Raw genomic sequence first — 17,456 nt, forward strand, 5'->3', positions numbered from 1 at the left:
AACTGATGTGCGGCGGTTCAGGAGCAAGGCGATCGGTCCCTCGGCCGAAAAGGGCTTTGTACATCAATGACAGGGTGTGCTCTCAGCTTTGGCGCGTTCTTAGGAGAGGCGGCTTAGTGGGCCGTTGTGAGGATTCATTAGGGATTGGAAGTGGCGGACAAGGCTCTGGACGGTGGATGGTTCACGGAGGACCACTCCGATCTCAAGGTTCTGCGCCAAAGCCCGGTCGGTGAGGTTGGCGCTGCCTAGCAGGGCGCTGCGTTCGTCTGCGGCTATCAGCTTGCCGTGTAGTGCGGCGCGGGATCGGCCAAGGATCGAGCGTCGGTCCTGGGGCCAATGCCAGAAGCGCACTCCCGGCCTGTCTCGCAGAGACCGGAAGGCAGCCGCGGCGCCGGGGCCGTCGAGTGTGCCCCCGTCGGCCACCGACGTCTCAAGGACGAGATCGACGCGTACGCCCCGGTCGGCGGTCCGGGCCACCTCAGTGACGATCTCGGACACCCCGTGCGCGGCGAAGCTGACGATCAGCAAGGAGCGTGTGGCCTCTCGGATGACCTCCAGAGCGACCTGGCTGGTGAGCCGCACCGGCACGGCGTCGCTCACCGGGCCGCTGACGGCGATCGTGCTCCTCTGGACCGACTGCTCGCGGCGGATCGCTCCGGCGGTCTCCAGCGCGAGCGCGACCGACTCGCCGGAGGCTCCCGAGTGCGACCACGCGGTGACCAGCCTGCGGGCGATGCCGCTCAGCGCGTAACCCGGGCGTGATTCCAGCAGGGCGGCCTCCACCGTCTGGGAGGGACGATCGGTCGCGCGTAACACGCGGCACCAGGCCGCCAGGTGCCTCGGCGCGAGTTCGGCGGCGGTGGCGGCGATGACCGACGGCAGGTCGCCGGTCATCGGAAGAATCCGCACCGGCTTCCGGTCACCGTGTCGGTGACCAGGGCGCGGTCGAGGTAGTGGTTGCCCCGCTCGCAGGAGGTCTCGGCCGCGAACAGGCACGCATGGCACGCCGCGCCGTAGAGGTGTCCGTGGTTGCGGGGGTCGTGCTCCGAGCAGAGGGGATCCGAGCTGCACAGCTTGGCCGCGTCGAGCGCCTGCCGGATCAGCGGGCCGAGCCGTTCGGCGTAACCGAGGGAGACGAGGCCGCCGAGGGTGCCTTCGCTGTCGGGGGCGGCGGTGTAGAGCAGCACGCCCGCCATCGGCTCGGCGGCGCGGGCATAGACCCGTTCGGCGATGCCGGTAGCGCTGTAGCCGCTTTCCAGTGAGAACTCTCGGATCAGCGTGTGGGCGAACGTATGCAGCATGAGGTAGCGAATGCCGGGCCAGTGGCCGGGCTCCAGCCCTCGGGCGGCCCGCCATGCCTCATGCGCCTCGCGGAGAATCTTCTCGCGCTCCTGGACCTCGGTGCTGTCCTCCCAACCGGCGAGACGGTCCTCCTTGAACTTCAGGAAGATGCCCTCACCGCGCATCTCCGCGCAGGGCACCCAGGTCGGCGCATCCCTGGAAAGCCGGGCGCGACGACTGTCGTCCGTGGAGACGACGTCCCATTCGGGGGCGTCGATCCTGGTGAAGCCGTAGAGGGCCGCGACCTCGCGGAGACGCGGGACGAGCGTGACCCTTTCCAGCCATCCTCGTTCGCTTTGCGGGACGCTCACCCGACGGGTGGTGAAGTCGGGCAGCTCGACGTCCTCGTCGTGCGTGAACGCCGCCCACTCCGGACCGGTGAGGTCGAGTTCGTCCCGGTCGTCCTGGTGCTCTCCGTCTTGGTCCGCGTGTTTCTGGATGGTCCGTAGGACCGCGTCGACCCCATGTACCTGGAGTTCGGGCCAGACACCCAGTTTCGGCAGGAGACTCTTGGCCGCGGACTCGTCCAGGTGCGGCAACAGGTTGAGGTCGTTCCAAAGGTCGGCGACGAGCTGGGCGAGGTCGTTGTCGGCTCGGGGAAGGCTGAAAACGCGCATCTGCATGGCGAACCAGCCGTTGGTGGCGCCCAGGGCCAGAGTCCGGGTCGGCAGCCCGCACGGTTCGAAGGTTCCGAGGTGCGGGTGACGGCCCCGGCACGCGGGCAGATTCCGCTCCCCTGCGAGGCCGATCGCCTCCGCCATGGTGCGACGGGCGCCGCACGAGCAGACGACGAAGACGTTGGCGGCCTCGCCGCCGGTCCCGCGTTCGACGAGCTGGAGCGTGTGGTCACCGGCCTCCGGGGACGTGCCGCGATGCGCGAAGTACGACCAGGGAAAGTCGTCCAGATGCCCGGCTCGCGTGCAGGCGAGGACGAAACGGGCGGGAACGGCGGTGGGACGGCGCCCGCCGGTGCCGCGACAGGTGTGAACGTATCGAACTCTGTCGGGTGAGAACGGGCTCGGCACGAGCTCGAAGAGCCGGGTGTCGATCGAGGCGAGGCGGTTGCAGCGAAGGTCGGTGCAGCGCAGGTAGCGGGGGAACGCGGCGACCGGCACACCGACCCTGGTCCATTCGCCGAACGGGTCGCCCGCGTCCTCCGGTGAGTACGGCGGGGTGCGCAGCGTCTCGACCTGGGGGCCGAGCTTGCGGCGGACGGCGGCGAGCAGCCGATCCTCGGTGAGGACGCGCGCCTGCGGCTCGTCCCAGGACTCCAGGCCCATCAGGACGACCGAAAGGTTCGGCAGGTCGGCCACGGCACCGACGCCGTAGGTGTGCAAGAGCTGGTTGGGACGCAGCTCCCCGACGCGCATGGTCATTCCTGCTCCTCTCGCGGGACGGGCGCGAAGGGCGGAGCCTCCGTCGCGCCCAGGTCGTGCTGGTCGAGCAGCAGGAGCCGGACGCCGGGTTCGACGTCGCGCAGGGAGGTCGGGCACATCGTCTTGGTCCACGGGCCGCCGTCCGGCTGTCGCAGCAACCCCGCGACCACGTCGGAGCGGCGGGGCGTCCGGTATCCGAGGACGCGTTCGGGGACGGTGCGCTCCCGCGCCCAGAAGTCCAGCCGGGTGTCGAGTTCCCGTTCGACGTCGACGGCGTCCCGCGCGTTGCCGAGAACATGCCGGGCCCGCCGCCGGATCACGTTGACGACGTGATCCGCGAGCTTGCTCTCCCGGCCGAACAGGCGGGCCGCGTCGTTGGCGTTGAACGCCGGTTCCAGCCCGCGGACGAGCGCCACGAGAACACCGGTCAGTCCTCGGTCGACGGCCCGGTAGGCGAACGGCGTGACCGAGAGCGCCTCCACATGCTGGTAGACGGTGGCGTGGAAGTGCTCGAACTTCTCGTAGTGCGACAGGTCACGCGGTCGCGCCCAGTTGTAGACGGTGAACACGAGGCCGGGGTCCTCCCGGCCGACGCGGCTGGTGGCCTGGATGTACTCGGCGGTGGACTTGGGCTGGTTGGCCACCACCATGACACCGAGCCTGGAAACGTCGACCCCCACCGCGATCATGCTGGTGGCCAGCAGGACGTCGATCGGCCGCCGGTCGCCCTTGGCGCGGGGGCCGAACCGCAGTTCGAGTTCGGCCAGCACCTCGGGAATGTCGCCGGACGACAGCCGGGACGTCAGCTCGCGCAGCTTCGGCTCGTACCGCCGGGCCAGGCCGCGCTGGTCGGCGCGGGACAAACGGGTGGAGACGTCGTCCTCCACCAGGCGGCGCATTCCGCCCAGATCGCGGAGGCTGTTGAAGTAGCCCACCAGCGTCATGTACGGGTCGGTCACAGGGTTCTGCCCGTACTTGTCGTGGAGCTTCTGCGCGGCTGCGAGCACCGCGACGTAGACCCGGATGAGCGTGGACTTGATGCGGACGCCGTGCGCGCAGACGCCGACATAGCGACGACCCGGCTTGACGACCCCCTCGTAACCGGGGCGGGGCTCGCTCGGTCGCTGACGGGCGAAGAAGTTGTCGTCGGCGCTGAGGCCGGGCGGCGGGAAGATCTCGGTGCGGCCCCGGTCGAACAGGGCGTAGAGCTGCCGGGCGGCCCGCCGCACCGTCGCCGTGGAGGCGATCACCTTGGGCCGGACGATGCGTCCGCCGGGCCCGTCCCAGGTGCACAACCGGTCCACGGCGGTCTCGTAGAGGCCGACGAGCGAGCCGAGCGGCCCGGAGATGAGGTGCAGCTCGTCCTGGATGATCAGGTCGGGCGGTCGCACGGGCGGCACCGGCACGTGCCGCGCGGCGGGCAGCGCCCCGCTCGCCTGGTGGCTGGTGCGGCCCTCGCAGCAGACCTCCGCGAGGTCGGGCGTGACGAACCCGTGCCGCTCGCAGCGGCGCTCCGCGCGTCCGAACAGCGTCTGCGTGTCGCCGACCCAGGGGAGCTGGGCGAACTTGTCGACGGTGGCGATGACGAACGCCGGGCCGAGTCGGTAGATCTCCTCGTCCACGACGACGACCGGCAGCCCGTCGCCGTCCCCGGCGTAGGCGTGGAAATCGCAGTCGAAGTCGGAGCAGCGGATAAGGGTGCGGCGGCGAAGTTTGTCGACCTCGATGTCCCGCCCCGCAACGATGGCGGTTCCGCACCAGGGGCAGGACGTGAGCTGATGCGGGGACCCGCTCACGTGCCGGGGGCGTCCCGTGGTCCGGCGCTGCTCCCTGGTCCATTCGGTCGCCTGGTCGGTGCGGTTGGGAGTGACCCGGCCGCCCACCCACAGACCGAGCCGGAACGGCGTCCGTCCCCACAGGTCCTCGTCGTCGCGGCGCAGTTTCTCGCACGCGCAGATCAGGGCCGCGGCCCGCTGGAACTGCTGGATGGTGAGCAGCCGCAGCGTGTAGCGCATCAGCACGGCCACGCCGCTTTCCGCGTCGTGCCCGCCGTAGTCGGGCCGGAGCCTCCGAATGGCGAGGGTGAACGCGGTCAGGCCGAGGTACGCCTCGGTCTTGCCGCCGCCGGTGGGGAACCACAGCAGATCCGCCACGGACTCGTCCCGGCCGCTGCGCTCCGGGTGGACGGGGTCGGCGAGCGCGGGCAGGTTCAGCAGGATGAAGGCGAGCTGGAACGGGCGCCAGCTCCGGTTGCGGACGAGGTCGGCCTCCCGCGCCGCCTCCGGCAGTGACAGCCGGGGCCTCCGGCGGCGCTCCGCCGCGGTGATCGTGTGGACGCGCTGCATGTGCATGGCCGCGTTGGCGAACGCGAACGCGCGTCGAGCGTCGTCGTTGTCGACGAGCAGCGCGATGCCCGCCTCGATCCGGTCGGCGGCGCGCCGCGCGTCGTCGAGGTTGCGCCGCGCCTCGTCCTCGTGCCCGTTCAGCCGGGCGGCCGGGTCGGCGACGGAGCGCGTCATCCGGTCGAGCCAGGCCCGATATCCGCCCACCAGCGGGGACAGGGCGGCCCGAAGCTCGTCGGCGTCCATCCCGGCGAGCTGCTTCATGTCGACGTTCAGGTCGGCCAGCTCCGGCAGGTCGGGGTCGGTGTCGGCGTGCGGCACGTCGGTGGCCGGTACGTCATGGACGGGCACGGCGGCGGTGCCGACCCGGACGGCGCGCATCGGGTCGCCGGGGGACTGCTCGGCGTGGACGGCGACGCCGTGGCCGGTGGCGAACTCCGGGCAGAAGCGGTAGGCCATCGCGAGCCGCCGCCGTTCGGCCCGGTCGGCCTCGTCGCCCCCCGCCGTCCTGACCGGGCGCCGCAGGAACACCGGCTCGTCGCCAGGCGCGCTCGCCGCCATCCGCGCCTGGAACACCCACGCCTTGCTGTCCTTCACGTCGCCCCGCTGGGCGTTCACGAGGAACAGGGTGACGAGCCAGTTGCCGTCGTGCTTGCGGACCCGTCCGCGCACCACGATCTCGGGCTGGTCGTCGTCGAACGGCTGTGGCTTCACCTTGCCCGAACGCAGCGGCACGGTGACGGTGCCCGCCATCGGTTCCCGCCGCCACACCAGTTCTCCGGCGCGTTCCTCGTCGGACGAGCGGGCCCGCACGTACCGCGCCCATTCGGCCGTCACGGTCAGCCGGTCGACGTCACCCGCAACGTGTGCGGTGAAGCCGTAGGACGAGGGGAACATGCTGGGCACGTTGGGGGCGTCCTGGTCGGGACCGGACTCGCCGTCGAGTTCGACGTCGGCCAGCGAGTCTTGCTCCCCAGGGTCGACCATCGCCCCATTGGGTGCCAGCCTGCCGAGCAGGTAGCGGTCGGTCGGCCGCTCGGTGAACTCCTCTTCGTCCCCCGCCGCCGGGCCGTGCAGGTCGGCGCAGACGAGCTCGGCCAGCTCGTCGCGGATCGCGGCGGCGTCGGGGACCTGGAGCACGGGGAGTTCGGTCATGACAGCACTGTAGGACGCCGGTCGGACGGATACGCCCTGTTCCCAGGGCCTAAGACGGCACAGCCGGTTAGGGTCTGTGGACATGGCCCTGGCGAAACTCTCGCTCCGCAACTACCGATGCTTCGCGGAGCGGCAGGACATCGAGCTGCGCCCGATCACCGTGGTCCTGGGGAAGAACAACTCGGGCAAGAGCGCCTTGGTCCGGGCACCGATCATCCTGCAAACCGGGATCCGCAACGATCACTCGGTACCCCTTGACTTGGAGCAACTCGGCGACGAGGCCCCGGACTTCATCGACCTGGTCCACAGAAGGCTGGAGTTGAGCAACTTCTCCGTGGAGCTCGTGCTCACTGGGACGCAGGGGGAGGAGTACGAACTCCAAGCGACGATCCAGAACGTTCCCGAACTACTGACTCAGCGAGTTCTGGAGTGGCGGCTGCGCTCGGATGACCACGAGGCCGACTACAGATGGGTGATTGGAGATGCTTCAGGAGAACCGGAGCAGAATTTCTACGCACCGTCGGAGCGGTCAGCCGAACCGGTGTGGCTAGATTTCAGGGGCCTCCTGCCAGTCGAGCTGACGAACCATGTAGGCACCGAATGGTTCGATCCAGCCCGCATCCGCTCGTCCTTCGACATCATCCGGCACCTGGGGCCGTTCCGTATCAAACCGAGACGAACGGTGCGCCTCCCCGTCAGGGAGCCCAGTCAGGACGAGTTCGGTAGCCTCACGGATGAAATCCTCGTCTACGACCACGTGCGAGGGAAGCACCGCCTGACTGAGAAGATCAACGAGTATCTCCGCGGTCCCCTCCCCGAGTGGGAGGTAGAGGTTCAGCCCCACCTCCACGGCTTCTCGGTTGGCCTGAAGTCACGAAGAACCGGCCTTTGGGTACCGGCCACTGATTCGGGTACCGGGATCGTCCAGATTCTTCCGTTCCTGGTCCGACGCGCACAGGATGAACTCAAACCACCCGAACGGGACGTCCTGGAGCTCATCGAAGAGCCCGAACTACATCTGCATCCGTCCGCACAAGCGATGTTGGCGGATCTCTATATCAGGGCAGTCAACAACGGCTCTGTCCGGTTCCTTGTGGAGACGCACAGCGAGACCTTCTTGCTGCGGCTGCGCCGCCGCGTCGCGGAGGGCGATCTGGACGCGAAGCGGCTGGCGCTCTACTTCGTCGACGATGACGGCGGCTCGTCGATCGTCCGGCGGATCAATGTCGACGAATTCGGCAATGTGGACTACTGGCCGGAGGGAATCTTCGACGAGGGCTTTGAAGAGGTGCGGGCCCTCGCCGAGGCCCAGGAGACACGGCTGGAGAGCGATGCGGGTTGAGCTGACGGCCGCGGTTCTCGAGACGGACGAGCACGCAGAAGAAGTCTGCGATCTCCTCCGCCACTTCAACAAGAAGCGTCATGCATGGGTGGTCCCCCCGCAACTCGCCCGTACCGCCGAGTCCTTCATCGAGCGAAACCTGGCCCCACAACTCGCACCAACCTACAAGCAGCTCGCTCTTAAGGCGTCCAAGCAGCAACATGCCTACAGGACGCCTACGGCTTCAGTGCCGGTGAAGATCTGGCCTGAGATCATCAAGGAGTGCGTAGAGGATCTCGGGCGACCGGCCGTCCTCGTGGTGGAAAATAACCATTCGGACGGACTGTTCGTAAAAGGTATCGCAAAGCTCTTCAAAGCCTCTGACATCCTTGAGGCAGTCGAGAAGCGCTGGCTGGAGATCGAGCACGGAGGAGGCGGCGACACCTACCGGAGGGCGAGAGAGAAACACGAGTCTTTCCACCGGGTTAAGCGTGCAGCGACCCTGCTCGACAGTGACCGATGGGCGCCGGGGACTCCCGCGAAGAACGCGCACCGCATAGCGGAGTTACGTGAACTCGGCTTGGGGGTCCACGTGCTGACCTTGCGCGAGGCCGAGAACTACGTGCCGAACAACGTGCTCCACGCGGTGAAGCCGATCCGGACGTCGTTGGCGCGGCTCGACCATCTCAAGCAGCTCGACCACGACCAGCGCGGACACTTCGACATGAAGCACGGCTTCAGGAAGACGAGCGGGGTGCCCGAGCAGCAACAGCAGTTGTTCGCTGGGACTCGGCCCCAAGTGATCAGGGGGCTCGACCAAGGTTTCGGTCAAAACATTCTTGAGGTGTTCGAGGCCATGGCGGATCACCTGTCGGAAGACGACCTCGCCCGCAACGTGGGCGAGGACGTGCCCGGCGAGTTGCGCGGCCTTCTCGCGATGCTCCGAGAGATCCTGTAGGGATAGGTTCATGGCAGCCGACGAGCACGAGATCACCGTCAAGCCGGAGGTCCTCCTGATGGAGGATCTGATGACGCTGATCGACGATGGGACGCTGAGGGTTCCGAGGTTCCAGCGTCCGTTCGTCTGGCGACCACAGCAGATTCTCGATCTGTTCGACAGCATCGAACGCGGCTACCCCATCGGCAGCCTCCTCTTCTGGGAGACCCGCGAGGATTACACCACCTTCGAGAGCATCGGCGGTATCGAGCCGCCAAAGCACCCCGAACCGGGTGCTCCGGTCTCCTACGTGCTGGACGGTCACCAGCGTCTTTCCGCCCTTTACGGGACCCTGCGACGCCCGAGATCCCTCGGTTCTTCCTCGGAACAGCGCGACTGGATGTGGTGGCCCTACCGGGTTCTGGGCGAGGTGGACGACGGTCTGAACCGCTACCGGCACTGGAAATCCTCCTTGCCCCCGCCGAACCATTACCTTCCGCTCCGTTCGGTCCTGCGCACGATGGAGTTCCTGAGCTTTTCGCGGGCACTGATCGATGACCCGCCCGAAGGGGCGGACCCCGACCGCCTCATCAGGGAGGCCGAGGTCGTCGCCCAGCGGATCAGGTCGTACCGCATCCCGGTGGTTCGGCTTGTGGGTGGCGACCTCACCAACGCCGTGGAGGTGTTCTCCCGGGTCAACAGCACGGGGCAGGTGATGCGGCCGACGGACATGGTCTCGGCGCTCACTTACCGCAAGGGGGAGGGACCGACCCTCGCGGAACGTCTCGACGCGATGGTGGAGCAGGTCGCCGACACGGGGTTCGGTGAGGTCTCGTCCGATGCGCTGTTCCGGGCCGTCCTCGCGGTCGCCGGAGAGGACAACGTCCAGGAGGCTCGCTGGGAGGTGCTGGCCAGACGCATCCAGGAGGGTTTGGCCGATTCCGCGGAAGCGGCCGAGGAGGCGCTGATCCGCGCCGTGGTCTTCCTTCGTGACACGGTCGGTGTTCCGCTGGCGCGGTTGATCCCCTATGACGCCCAGTTGATGCTGCTGGTGACCTTCTTCCATGAGTGCCCCGAGCCGAGCACGAGCCAACTCCAGGAGTTGACGCGCTGGTTCTGGGTGACGTCCTGGTCCGGCTTCTTCGCCGGGGCCAACACGACACAGATCAAGCAGGCGATCCAGCAGATCAGGCGATTTGCGTGGTACGACGGCTCGATCACTCCGAAGGATGTGCGTGCCCAGCCGTTCCCGAACCGGTTCGACCTGCGCAGCGCGCGGGTTCGCGCGTTCATCATCTGGGAACTGGGCGAGTTCCCCGACCGGCTGGCGGCGGACGGCACCGAGATCAAGGGGGTGGACGCCCTCGCACATGAGGCCACTTCGGCCTACCGGCACGTCGTCAGGAAGCGCGGCCTGTCCGCCACATCGAGTCCGGCGAACCGCATCATCATGACGACGGAACCGGGGGTTTCGGTCAAGAGGACCCTGCTCGGTCTCTCCAGCGGAGTCCGTGGCCGGGTGCTGTCCGGGCACGGGATACCGGAAGAAGCGATGGATCTGCTCGCCGCCGGTGATGACGAGGGTTTCATCAAATCCCGCCGAGACTTCCTCGCCGAGCGCGAGCGGGTGTTCATGGCTCGGTTCGGGCTTGTCGCCACGCTCGGCGAGGGTGAGACCGACATCGACACCGAGTGAGGTCCCACCTCGTTCGGGGCCATTGAGCCCAGGGTTTGGTAGGCCCGAATCTGAGATCATCGATGGCATGAGCGAAGGTGCCCGGCATCCGTTCGACGGCCTCAGCGCCAAAGAGTTCGAACGGTCTTGTGTTTACCTACTTCGTAAGCTCGGTCACCGGAATGTCGTCTGGCGGAAAGGCACGTCGGGCGAGAGCAGCGGGGCCGATGGAGGGTACGACATCGAAGCCGTGCTTTCCCGGACGGATCCCGATGAGCACACGTGGCAGGAACGCTGGTTCGTCGAGTGCAAACAACGCCGCAGGGAGACGCTCCGCTACAGGGACTTCAGGGCCCTACTGGATCTCGACGAGGAAGCGGACGTCCTGTTGGCCATGGTCGATGGCGAGCTCACCCTCCAGACAAGGCGAAGGTTGGACGAGTGGAGAAGTCGCCACCCCCGGACCAGACTGCGGGTCTGGGAACGTCATGATCTAGAAGACCTGTGGAACAGGGTCCTTGGGCCTGCTCCCGATGAGGCCGGATCTGTGCTCCGAGATTTTCTGGCGGCCTCGGACAGAACCGGCCACAGCGAGCCGGGCACGCGCCGCTCGGCCTTCGCGGTCCTCGAACAGCTTGGGACGGCAGACCCGAACCTACGCCAAGACGTGGTCGACCAAATCTGTCACTACCTCAGGTCGCCGACACGGCAGGAACCCGAAGAGCCGAGGCTTCGCCAGTACCTTCAGGATATCCTTAGGCGTCGCCTCACCGCATGGGACGAGAATGGCGATCCGACCGACGATGCCTGGGAGGAGATCAGCCTCGACCTGACCGGGGCCGAGCTCACTGACTTCACGCTCTGGGATGGATCGGTCTACCGCGCGGACTTCACCGGAGCGAGATTCTTGGGTTCCACTGATTTCCGGAAAACAAACTTTCAGCATCACGCCAGCTTCGTTGAGGCATCTTTTGCTGGAAAGGTCTACTTTACCGGCTGTCGGATCTCGGAAGCGGGGGCAGATTTCAGTGGCGCCGTGTTCCAGGGTACCTGTATCTTTCACCGGGCGTCCTTCGAAGGCATGGTCGACTTTGCCCATGCCTACTTTGCGGGAGAGGCATCCTTTCTTCGCGTCCATTTCGTTGAGGCCGCCGATTTCCAATATGTCGCATTTCGGGACGGTGTGACGTTCGAGCGCGCGTGCTTCGACGACACTGCGGACTTCACGGGTGTGAACTTTGGACCCATGGGGCATTTTTGCGAAGCATATTTTAAAGATGCGGTGTCATTTCACGGAGCCGTTCCAGTCGACAACATCGATCTGCACCACGTGCTTGCCGACTCGTCGCTTGCCCGCCAGACCTGGCCGGAAGGCTGGACGTCTGCCTTCCCTCACTGTCTTGCCGTGGTCAGTGAGGACGAGAAGGCGGACGTGATCAGCCGAGATGGGGCGGGGCTGTTGTGCCAGCGGTGCAGGGTGACGGGCGTATGCCGCCTTCAGCCCGTGGAACAAGGCTGACCTCGGGCACGGTTGTGCAGGCCATCGGCCTGGCCGATGCTGTCCTCCCGGCCGTGACTGGGGAAGCGGCGACAGCGAGGCGGGTCGCGTCAACCGGGTCGGCGAGACCTGCCCGAACTGCTTTGTGCAGATGCCACTGTCAGGCGTCTGTTCCATGTGTGGGTGACGTGGCCTGGTCAGGACGGGACACCTCGTGGTCTGGGTATTCGCGGGCGAGAACGTCCAAGGGCAGGCGCGGCCAGCGCGTCACAGTGCCGGTGATGCGGTCGATGACCAGGACGAAGTCGCCTTCGCCGATGTCGAACGCGGGCCAGGCCACGTAGCCGTGCTCGAACGGCTCTATCCCGATCGGGACCGTGGGTCGGTCGCCACGCGCCAGGCAGGCGTCCGCGCGGCGCCACGCCTCGGCCCGGTCGACCGGGACGGGACGGACCGAGTACGCGGCGAGTACCCCGGCGATCCGCCGCAGTGTGCGGCACTCCAGGGTGCCGCACGCCAGGCAGTGTGTTCCGTCCGGGCGGTGGCCCTCCAGAACGGCGGTGAGGGCGGTGGCGCAGGTCAGGGCCAGACGCCGCGCCTCGCGGAGAAAGTCGCGCGTGTGCGGGTCGAGCCCCGGTGAGTCCTGGACGAACGCGGCGACGGCCTTCGGATCGGCGCGCATGGCGGTCATGACGGCCGAGTGGACTCGTCGGCTGACCCGTTCGTGGAGGGCGGCGTGCCCCTGGTTCATGTCATGTCCCCGGCCGCGAACACCGCGGTGACCGTGCGGCCCTGGTCGTTGCCGTGCCAACCCCACGACTCGGCGGTGAGGGAGATGGTCCGCAGACCCCGGCCCGACTCGTCGGTCGGGGCCGCGTCGTGGGCCGCGGGTTCCCCGGGGCCGCCCTGGTCGGCGACCGACACGGCGACTCGGTCGCCCGCGAACCGCAGCTCCACGGTGAACGACCCGCCGTCCTGTCCGGACTTGGTGTGCCGGAGCGCGTTCGCCACCAGCTCGTCCACGGTGAGGACGACGTCATCGAGGCAGGGGCGACCGGACAAAAGACAGGAAACGAACCGGCGAGCGGTACGGGCCTGCGCGGCATCGCCGGGGAACGTCTGCCGCCAGCAGAGCGCCGAAGGTGCGGTGTGGGCGGGAAGCGTCGAGAGCATGCGCACTCCATGTGCCGAAGTCGGGAAGCGGATGGACACCCGCACAGTGGCCACATGCTCACACGCAGCGACACCTCGTAGGGGCGATGTGCCCTGGTCAGACGGCTCCAGAGGACGATTCGTGCTTCCCGACCGCCGAACGTTCCCGAGCCGAACGTTCCGGGGGCCGGGGACCGTACTGGCGAGTATTGGCGCTAAGGGGTGCGCGCGGGTCAGGGCGTTGCTCGGTCAGGGTGATCGAGGGGTGGGGATGCTCGGTGCAGGCATCAGGTCGGCGAGTGCGGTGCGTGCCGACACCCACGCAAACGACTACGCCGTCGAGCCGGGGTTGCGGCGGAAGGCCCGAACCTGAGGTTCCCGTCGCCATGGCGTCAACGCGGCGGTGAACTCGTTGACGTAGTCCTGGGCGCGCTGGGATTCGACGCGCGAGAGGATCGTGACGGCTTGGTGGCCGAGGTCCAGTCCTCGTTCGAGGTCGCCTTGCTGTAGGTGGACGGTTCCGACGATCGCGAGCCGCATCCCGACGGAGCGGGTGAAGGAACCTCGGGGCATCGCGGCGGCCTGCCGGTTCCAGCGCAGCGCCTGGTCGGGCTGGTGGAGGTCCCGGTAGATCTCGGTCGCATCGGCCGACAGGCCGGCTCCGCAAGGCCAGGAGCACTGGACGTCCGCCTCGACGGGACCCGCACCCAGAAAGAACTCACGACCCGCCTACGCGGCGCACACGAGTTCCTCGCGGGGTAAGAGCTGAGACGCGGGAATGGGGTGGTGTTCACCAAGGTCCATCGCGGAGGTTCAGCCCGTGCTTGGTGACGAGCACGGCCAGCACCACGCGCGGCACGGTGAAGCCCGCCCGGCTGGGGAGTCTTCCGGGTCTGAGGTCGGGATCGCGGTGGTGTCGTCACTCAACCAGGGCGCCCTATTCCTCGGGCTCGTCCCCGACGGCCCTCGGCCGGACGTTCCGCTCCGCCACGTTCGTCTTCTCCTGGAATGTGTCCGGATCAGCTCAGCATCTCGTGCGAGGCCAGGCGCGGACCGATGGGCGCACCGAGACCACCGACTCCCCGGGCACCGGGGAACGGACCTGGATATCACCACCCGACAATCCCGGCTCCCTCGGTCAACCGTCCCGCCTGGCAAGCATCCGCCGTGCCCGCGAGGAACAACAGGTCCCGACCGCCGAGGACACCACCCACGAGCCCGGTACACAGGACACCGGCACCCGGCAGAACGACAAGCCATGCGTGGATGTCTTTACGCGCAAGGGGCTGATCAATTGACGGGCAGGCCGAGGCGGTCGAAGAAGGCGCGGTTCCGCTGCGTCGCCAGGTTCAGGAGGCGCTCAAACGAGAAGACCTCGATGTAGGTTTCATAGTTGGCGTTGTAGCCGAAATAGCCGAGCCCGTCGTGTGTGATGCGCAGGCCGGTCTGCTTGCAGCGTCGACGCATGGTCGGCGTCAGGTCCGCGATGATGTAGCAGAAGGCCGGAACCCGGTCTGATTGTGGGATCGCGCGGCCGCTCGCGGTCTTGGCCTTGCCCTCGCGGATCTTCTCCAGGTAGTTCAGCGCCTGGTCGATGGGGTCCTTGTCCGTTCCGGTTCCGACGTCGTCGCGCATCGGCCGCTTGATCTCGACCACCGTGATGGCGGCGAGCGGCATTCTGTCGCCCTCGGCTACCAGAATGGGAACGTTTGCGAGCTGGAGCGCTAGCAGGTCCGGTTTGAGTGTGGAATCTGAATCGGTGATGGGCATTGACTTGATGGGCTTGTCCGACGCCAGGAAGTTGTGAAAGGCGAGGCTCTCGTCCACGAGCCACAGGTTGCTTGCGTCCGGCGGTGTTTCGTCACTGGTCGCGTGCATCGGCATGATCAGCCGATGCACGACCTCCTCTTTGACGTACTTTCCCTGCTCGTCGGCTTGAATCGCCTTGTCCAGCAACTCCAGAATCACTCGCCGGTGGGAGACGTACGCGGCGAGGTCGGACTTCTTGATGTCGCTGACCTTGGCCAAATACTTCTGGACCCTCTCGCTGTATTCCGTGTCCTCGCTGATCTCCTCGTTGAGGACCTGTTGGCCTTCGGCGAGTACTTCGGCCTCGATGTCAGCCAACTGTCGGTACAGGTGCAGTTCCAGTTCCCGATCGGAGATCCCGGGATCGACTCCGAGCTTCTCTTCGCTGATGTGGGGCAGGATCGACCGGTAGCGTGGGGCCTTGTGGTCAATGTAGTTCCTGACCCGTTCCCTACCCGCCTCGCGCGACTCGGCGAGGTTCTCGTGCAGGTGCTCCTCCACCGCCTTCAGGACGGCCGCCCGGATGTCGGACAGGGAAGGCTCGCCCTCGTGTAGAGTCCCCGCCGTCACTTCGGGGATGTCGAAACCAGTCCGCTCGGAGCGGACGGACTCGTCAAGGTAGTCGCCCGTAAGGTAGCAGGCGTACATGAACTCGCCGCTTCCGTCCTTCACCCGGCCGTGCAGGCCCGGAATCTTGCCGGACAAGTTCTCCACGGTGACCACTCTGGTCGCGGCGCACCAGTTCACCTGTGGGGCGGGCCTGCTCGTGGCCGTCAGTCGCAGATGAATGAGCGAGAACCGCTTCTGCTTCACGATGACGTCCGCCATGTTGGACGAATCGAGCAGGTAATCATCGAAGATAGTCTGAAGATCGATCCGCTCATCGGAGTCGACCACCGTGATGTGCGGAGCGCCACCCTGACGAACGAAATACCAGAGGCAGTGTTCAAGGATGTCCTTGGCGATGGGAAACGCGCTCTTGGGCGCCTCCTCCCGGTACCCATCGGCGAAGGACCGTAGTCGGACTTCGGTTCCCGTACCCAATCCGGATGAGTCTTGAATCGTCTGGTCGGACACTCCTTTCTGGCTGGTGAACGTGAATTCACGCCTCAGAAGGGCACCGCCGTCGCCGACGTAGCGACTCATTACCTCGACCTTGTCGAAGGCTTTCAGCCAGAGCAGCCGTCCCACGCCACGGCAACCCTGCTTCGCCTTGTACTCACTGTCGAGGGTCTCGAAGGACTCCATGTTCTCGTCATGGAAGCCCTCGCCGTTGTCCGTGATGACGAAGCCGGTGATGTGCCCCTTGTCCGCGGGCCTCCGAAGCGACTCGTCGAACTGCAAGGCGGCCTGCTGATCACGGATTATCCGTACCTCGATCCTCGCATGATCCATATCATTATGTGTCGCATCGACGGCCTGGACCGCGTTCACGACGGCTTCCAAGAGAGGAAGCAGAGCGCGGGTCTTCGGGAGCTTCGTATTGCGCAACCGGCCGCTAAGAGATGTTTTAACGCTCATATCAGCCCGCGTCCGCCCCGTCCATATGGGTATGTTAGCCGAGCCGGTCCCAGGGCGACGGGTTTACCCGGCGGACACCGATATCGGACTTGCCCCGTCCACGGTCGGCCCTTCGCGAAGCCGTCCGGAGCGCGGCAGACGGGCGCGGAACCGCCGAGTGGGGTCGCGCGCCCTGGCTCCGTCACGGCGCGGTGCGGTGCGGTGTGGGCTCCACGGACAGCCGGGAGAAACGGTCTCGTCACCCGTGTCCCCAACCTGCAACTCTCATTTTCGAACGTTCGCGAGCCGGACGTGCCGGATCGGCACGTACTCTCTGCGGCCACGTCGGCCCGAATCAGGTCGATCACCGCCCACATCCATGGCAATCGCATAGCGTTATGAGCGTCAACAGAAGGTAATCCATTGCGGTCGACGCGCCGCGCCAGCGGATCGCGAAGGTACCGGAGGTCGCCGATGGCCAGCCCCTATATTCGACGCCGCCGCCTCGCCGCCGAGCTGCGCAAGCTCCGCGAGGCCAGCAGCCTCACCACCGACGAGCTGGCCCGGCTCGTCTACCAGTCCCGAACCAAGATCTCCAAACTGGAGAACGCCCAGATCCGTCCGGACCTCGCCGAGATCGTCACGATCCTGAAGGCTCTGGACGTCACCGGCCGACAGTACGACAAGATCTTCGACCTCGCTCACGCAGCCGCCCGTAAGGGCTGGTGGGACAGGTACGGCAACGCGATGGGCGACCGCCAGCGCCTCTACGCCGACCTGGAATCAGGCGCCAATACCATCCGCAGCTACAATCAAACGGGCATCCCCGCCGCCTTGCAGACACCCGAACTCATCGCGGCTCTGATCGAACGTGATCACGCCGCTGGTCCCATCACCTACCGTCCCAAGCGTATGACCGACGCCCGCATCCGCCGACAGCAACACCTACTAAGCCAGGACGGCCCCAACTACGACACTGTGCTCGACGAATGCGTGATCTACCGGCTTGGTGTGCCACGCGATGTTATGAGCGCCCAACTCAGGCACATGGTCGAAGCCGTCTCCGTAGAGCCGAACATCTGCCTCAGCGTCCTGCGCTTCAACGCCTACCTGTCGGGCGTCCTCATGCCCAAGTCCTCGTTCTCGCTCTACACCTTCCCCGACAAGGCCGACCCACCGTTGGCAGTAGTTGACACGGTCACCACCGACCTCGTCCTCACCGACAGACGTGAGGTGGCAGGGTATACCGGACACTACGATCTCCTGAGGAAGGTCGCGCTGCCCCCGGAGGAGAGCTTGGCCTTCCTGGCCCAAGCGGCCGAGCGACTGGACAATGGGACGGAATAACTA

12 protein-coding genes are annotated in these 17,456 nt (G+C 66.5%); 5 read left to right on the forward strand and 7 right to left on the reverse strand.

All coding sequences use genetic code 11. The features are described from left to right. Positions 1–99 precede the first annotated feature (99 nt). The 3 genes from drmC to drmA are packed head-to-tail and all read right to left on the reverse strand — an operon-like array spanning position 100 to position 6,214. Positions 100–909, reverse strand: a complete 810-nt coding sequence (gene drmC / locus ABD808_RS31125; RefSeq protein ID WP_344904339.1) for a DISARM system phospholipase D-like protein DrmC — start codon at positions 907–909, stop codon at positions 100–102. Continuing rightward, positions 891–2,717 carry a DrmB family protein gene (gene drmB / locus ABD808_RS31130; protein ID WP_344904342.1) on the reverse strand — a complete coding sequence of 609 codons (1,827 nt, stop codon included), beginning with the start codon at positions 2,715–2,717 and terminating at the stop codon, positions 891–893. Before drmB ends, drmC begins: the two co-directional genes overlap by 19 nt. After that, a complete protein-coding gene (gene drmA, locus ABD808_RS31135) occupies positions 2,714–6,214 on the reverse strand; it encodes a DISARM system helicase DrmA (protein ID WP_344904345.1) in 3,501 nt (1,166 codons plus the stop codon). The genes drmB and drmA overlap by 4 nt, the downstream gene beginning before the upstream one ends. An 82-nt stretch (positions 6,215–6,296) precedes the next feature. Between drmA and ABD808_RS31140 the strand changes: the two genes are divergently transcribed. The 4 genes from ABD808_RS31140 (at position 6,297) to ABD808_RS31155 (ending at position 11,666) form a co-directional block, all read left to right on the forward strand. Next, on the forward strand, positions 6,297–7,556 hold the full coding sequence (locus ABD808_RS31140) for a DUF3696 domain-containing protein (protein ID WP_344904348.1): 1,260 nt from the start codon (positions 6,297–6,299) through the stop codon (positions 7,554–7,556). Continuing rightward, positions 7,546–8,493, forward strand: coding sequence for a hypothetical protein (locus tag ABD808_RS31145; RefSeq protein ID WP_344904351.1), 948 nt, complete (start codon positions 7,546–7,548; stop codon positions 8,491–8,493). The genes ABD808_RS31140 and ABD808_RS31145 overlap by 11 nt, the downstream gene beginning before the upstream one ends. Before the next feature lie 10 nt (positions 8,494–8,503). Next, positions 8,504–10,168 carry a DUF262 domain-containing protein gene (locus ABD808_RS31150; RefSeq protein ID WP_344904354.1) on the forward strand — a complete coding sequence of 555 codons (1,665 nt, stop codon included), beginning with the start codon at positions 8,504–8,506 and terminating at the stop codon, positions 10,166–10,168. Between the two features lie 67 nt (positions 10,169–10,235). Further along, positions 10,236–11,666, forward strand: coding sequence for a pentapeptide repeat-containing protein (locus ABD808_RS31155; protein ID WP_344904357.1), 1,431 nt, complete (start codon positions 10,236–10,238; stop codon positions 11,664–11,666). A 139-nt stretch (positions 11,667–11,805) separates the two neighbouring features. Here the strand turns inward: ABD808_RS31155 and ABD808_RS31160 are convergent, their stop codons facing one another. From ABD808_RS31160 to ABD808_RS31175, 4 genes are all read right to left on the reverse strand, one after another. Next, positions 11,806–12,396 (reverse strand): hypothetical protein, encoded by a 591-nt coding sequence (locus tag ABD808_RS31160; RefSeq protein ID WP_344904360.1) that lies wholly within the window; start codon positions 12,394–12,396, stop codon positions 11,806–11,808. Beyond that, positions 12,393–12,818 carry an ATP-binding protein gene (locus tag ABD808_RS31165; protein WP_344904363.1) on the reverse strand — a complete coding sequence of 142 codons (426 nt, stop codon included), beginning with the start codon at positions 12,816–12,818 and terminating at the stop codon, positions 12,393–12,395. The genes ABD808_RS31160 and ABD808_RS31165 overlap by 4 nt, the downstream gene beginning before the upstream one ends. Positions 12,819–13,127: 309 nt before the next feature. Continuing rightward, on the reverse strand, positions 13,128–13,508 hold the full coding sequence (locus ABD808_RS38775; protein ID WP_486303661.1) for an NsdA family TPR-like regulatory protein: 381 nt from the start codon (positions 13,506–13,508) through the stop codon (positions 13,128–13,130). 579 nt (positions 13,509–14,087) lie between these two features. Further along, positions 14,088–16,040, reverse strand: coding sequence for an ATP-binding protein (locus ABD808_RS31175; RefSeq protein WP_344904369.1), 1,953 nt, complete (start codon positions 16,038–16,040; stop codon positions 14,088–14,090). 540 nt (positions 16,041–16,580) lie between these two features. Here ABD808_RS31175 and ABD808_RS31180 point away from each other — a divergent pair. Beyond that, positions 16,581–17,453 carry a helix-turn-helix domain-containing protein gene (locus ABD808_RS31180; protein WP_344904372.1) on the forward strand — a complete coding sequence of 291 codons (873 nt, stop codon included), beginning with the start codon at positions 16,581–16,583 and terminating at the stop codon, positions 17,451–17,453. The last annotated feature ends 3 nt before the right edge of the window (positions 17,454–17,456 follow it).

The organism is Actinomadura meridiana (assembly GCF_039537545.1).
Taxonomy (GTDB): Bacteria; Actinomycetota; Actinomycetes; order Streptosporangiales; family Streptosporangiaceae; genus Spirillospora; species Spirillospora meridiana.